Annotated in this window: 3 protein-coding genes and 1 rRNA gene; all 4 read left to right on the top strand. The window is 70.2% G+C overall.

From position 1 onward, the window contains the following. Positions 1–8 precede the first annotated feature (8 nt). A 5S ribosomal RNA gene (rrf, locus tag ACRDSQ_RS25185) occupies positions 9–125 on the top strand. A 112-nt stretch (positions 126–237) separates the two neighbouring features. After that, entirely contained in the window at positions 238–1,101 is an 864-nt protein-coding gene (locus ACRDSQ_RS25190) for a GNAT family N-acetyltransferase (RefSeq protein ID WP_431424439.1), read from the top strand. Beyond that, positions 1,098–1,850: a type 1 glutamine amidotransferase gene (locus ACRDSQ_RS25195; protein ID WP_431424440.1), complete on the top strand. Its 753-nt coding sequence runs from the start codon at positions 1,098–1,100 to the stop codon at positions 1,848–1,850. The genes ACRDSQ_RS25190 and ACRDSQ_RS25195 overlap by 4 nt, the downstream gene beginning before the upstream one ends. A gap of 4 nt (positions 1,851–1,854) precedes the next feature. After that, positions 1,855–4,183: bifunctional [glutamine synthetase] adenylyltransferase/[glutamine synthetase]-adenylyl-L-tyrosine phosphorylase (locus ACRDSQ_RS25200; RefSeq protein ID WP_431424441.1), on the top strand; the 2,329-nt coding region annotated here is incomplete at its 3' end.

Genomic DNA, 4,183 nt, shown 5'->3' on the forward strand with positions numbered 1-4,183 from the left:
CATAGAGTTACGGCGGTCATAGCGGCAGGGAAACGCCCGGTCCCATCCCGAACCCGGAAGCTAAGCCTGCCAGCGCCGATGGTACTGCACTCGTGAGGGTGTGGGAGAGTAGGACGCCGCCGGACAAAAGTTGCGAATGCCCCGGTATTCATGAGAAATCATGAATACCGGGGCATTCTGCTATTCCCGGACAATATTCGGTCGCGTGGCCGGACCGCGGACGGCACCATGGGCGGCATGACGGTTCAGCGACACGAAGATGCCGAGCAGTTCTGGAACACGGCCAAGGCCCTGTTCTTGCAGGACCCGGTGCGGCACACCGTGGCGATCACCGTGATCAACCAGCTCATCGAAGTGCCCGACAGCTACCGTGACTCGCTCATGCTGACCGTGCACGACAGAGATGAGAGCCTGCTCGGGGCGTTGTTCTGTACGGCGCCCTGGCCGCTCTCGGTGTCGGCCCTTCCGGTTGAGACGCATGCCGAGGTTGTCGACCACCTGTTGGCCGAAGGCATCGACGTCACCGGAGTTGGTGGACCCCGCGACGTCGCGGACCCGTTCATGCGGACGTGGATCGCCGCCTCGGGGGACACCGTCGAGCAGACAATTCCGATGCGCCTGTATCACCTGGGCGAACTGGACATGCCCGCCAACGTCGTTGGTGAGTTCCGGCTGACCGGTGAGGCGGACGTGCCGATGGTCGGGGGCTGGTGGGAGGACTTCTTCGCCGAAGCAACCCACATTGGGAACCCCGAATCGGGTGAACACGACGTCCGCAAAGCGCTCGAATTCGGGCGGGCGATCGGGTTGTGGGTCGACGGAGGCGAAGCTGGGTCCTTTGCCGTGGCGTCGCCGCCGCGGGCTGGGATGAGCCGGATCGGACCGGTGTACACACCGGCGGACAAGCGCGGCCGCGGATACGGGGCCGCGGTCACCGCGCACGTCGCGAAGTGGGCTCTCGACCAGGGCGCTGAGCACGTTCTGCTGTTCACCGACCTCGACAACCCGACGTCGAATTCCATCTATCAGCGCATCGGGTTCCGGCCGGTCTTCGATGCCGTGGAGTACGTGTTCGCGGACCGGCATACTCTCGAAGCGTGACGCCCGTAACCATCCTCGTCCTGCAGCTCGCCGACAACGACCCGCCCGGACAGCTCGCCGAATGGCTGACCGACGCCGGTGCCGATGTCCGAATCGCGCACCCGTACCGCGAGAAGTTCGACGGCGACCTCGACGATTACCAAGCCGTGGTCTGCCTCGGCGGTCAGATGGGCGCCAACGACGTCATCGACCACCCGTGGCTCGCCGACGTGCGGTCCCTGCTCTCGACCTGCGTGACGAAGCAGACCCCGCTCCTCGCGATCTGCCTTGGCGCGCAGCTGCTCGCGGTGGCCATGGGCGGCCAGGTCGAGACCGGTGACAACGGCCCGGAGATCGGTCCCGGCCTCATCGCCAAGCGCGACCTCGCGTGGACCGACCCGCTGTTCGCCGACCTGCCCCTGATGCCGGACGTCGTGCAGTTCCACCACGACACCGTGTCCCGGCTCCCGAACTCCGCGGTGCTGCTCGCGTCGTCGACGCGGTACCCGCACCAGGCGTTCCGCATCGGCCAGGCCTACGGCATCCAGTTCCACATCGAGACCACACCCGAGATCGTCCAGGCGTGGGCCAAGGCCGACCCGGAGGGCGCCGACCAGGCCCGCCCTGGCGACCTGGAGCCCGAGCGGCTGACCGAGCTGCACGACGACGTCGAGGAGGTGTGGCGGCCGTTCGCCGAGCGGTTCGTCAAGCTCGCCCGCGGCGAACTGACGCCGGTCGAGCCCGCCCGCCCGCAGCTCCCCATGATCTGACGACATGGCCGACCGCGCCCGCTCCATCTCGTCCGCCGCCCGCTTCGGTCTGACCGAGAGCCGGGCGGAGGACGAACTGCGCGCCGCCGGGCTCTGGGGTGACACCGGCCCGATCAGCGAGCACGAAGTGACCCTGACGGCCCTGTCGCGCACTCCTGATCCGGACCTGGCCCTGCGCGGCCTCGACCGTGTCCGCACGCTCGATCCGCAGGCTTGGCCGGAGCTGCGCACGGCCCTGACCGCCGACCGCACGCTGCGCGGCCGGCTGCTGTCCGTCCTTGGCTCGTCCACGGCGCTGTCGGATTTTGTCGCGGTGCGGACCGGGGAGTGGCGCAGGCTGACGGGGCCCGGGACCGACGCCGACGGGTACACCGCGACCCTGTTCGCCGCGGTCGGCGCGCCCATGGCCGGTGGGACACAGGGGCCGGTGGCCGCTCTGCGCGGCGCGGAAGCCGTGCGGGCGCTCAAGTTCGCCTACCGCGGGCTCATCCTGGAACTGGCCGCGGAGGACCTGGGACACCTAGTCGAACCCGCCCTCGAGGAACCGTCCTACGAGCAGGTCGCGGGCAGGCTCAGCGACCTGGCTGAGGCCGCGCTGCGGGCGGCGCTGGCCGTCGCGTGGGCGGAGAACGGCGGCGTCGAAGCGCAGGACCGCGCTCAGCTGGCGGTGATCGCCATGGGCAAGTGCGGCGGCCACGAGCTGAATTACGTCAGTGACGTCGACGTGGTGTTCGCCGGCGAAGGTGATGCCACGTTGGCGACCCGGGTGGCCAGCGCGATGATGCGGGTGGCGACCGAGGCGTGCTTCGAGGTCGACGCGGCGCTGCGCCCGGAAGGCAAGGCGGGTGCGCTGGTCCGCACCGTCGACGGCCATGAGGCGTACTACAAGCGGTGGGCGCGGACCTGGGAGTTCCAGGCGCTGCTCAAGGCACGCCCGATCGCGGGCGATGCCGACCTCGGCCGCGCGTATGTCGACGCGGTCAGCCCGATGGTGTGGATCGCCGCCGACCGGGACAACTTCGTCGCCGATGTGCAGGCGATGCGCCGCCGAGTCGAGGACCATGTGCCGTCGCAGCTGGTGGAGCGGGAACTCAAACTGGGCCGGGGCGGGCTGCGCGACGTCGAGTTCGCGGTGCAGCTGTTGCAGCTCGTGCACGGCCGCACCGACGAGTCGCTGCGTCTTGGATCCACTGTGGACGCTCTGGCCGCGCTCGGCGCGGGCGGCTACGTCGGCCGGTCGGACGCGGTGGAACTGGCCGACTCATACCGTTTCCTCCGCACACTGGAACACCGGCTGCAGCTGCAGCGGCTGCGCCGCACCCACTTGTTCCCGGCCGAGGCTGACACCGCGGACCTCCGCTGGCTCGCGCGCGCGGCGGGTGTCGGCCCGGACCGCGGCCGATCCGCGGCGCAGGTCCTGGTCGCCGAGTTCCGGGCGCACGGCAACAAGATCCGCAGGCTGCACGAGAAGCTGTTCTACCGCCCGCTGCTCGCCGCGGTGTCCCGGGTGCCGACGGACGCGTTGCGGCTCAACCAGAAGCAGGCGGCGGCGCGACTCGCCGCCCTCGGCTACACCTCGCCGGACGGCGCGCTGCAGCACATCAAGGCGCTCACCGCCGGGGTGTCCCGGCGGGCGGCCATCCAGACCGCGCTGCTGCCGGTCCTGCTCGACCTGCTCGGTGCGACGGCCGACCCGGACGGCGGATTGCTGGCCTACCGCAAGGTTTCCGAGGCGTTGGCGGCCACCCCGTGGTACCTGCGCGTGCTGCGCGACGAAGGCGCCGTGGTGCAGCGGCTCGCCACGCTGCTGGGCACGTCCAAGCTGGTGCCCGACCTGATCGTGCGCGCGCCCGAGGTGCTGCGGCTGCTCAGCGACCCGAAGGCGCTGACCGACCGCGACCCGGCCGAGGTCGCCACGTCGCTGCGCAACGCGGTGAACCGGCACAGCTACCTGGGAAACGCGGTCACCGCCGCGCGATCCCTGCGCAGGCACGAGGTCCTGCGCGTGGCGTGCGCGGACCTGTTGGGGTTCATGGATGTCATGTCGGTCTGCGAGGCCCTGTCGAGCGTGTGGAGCGCGGTTCTGCAGGCCACCATGGCCGCGGTCGACCGGTCGGAGGCGGCGGCCGCGGGCAGTCACCCGGCGACGATCGCCGTCATCGGCATGGGCAGGCTCGGCGGCGCGGAACTGGGCTACGGCTCGGACGCCGACGTCATGTTCGTCTGCGAGCCCGCTCCCGGAGTGTCCGATTCGGACGCTTTGCGCTACGCGGGCAGGGTCGCCCAGAGCGTGCGCAAGCTGCTGGGCTCGCCGAGCCAGGACCCGCCGCTGC

The organism is Actinokineospora sp., assembly GCF_050699995.1.
Lineage (GTDB): Bacteria > Actinomycetota > Actinomycetes > Mycobacteriales > Pseudonocardiaceae > Actinokineospora.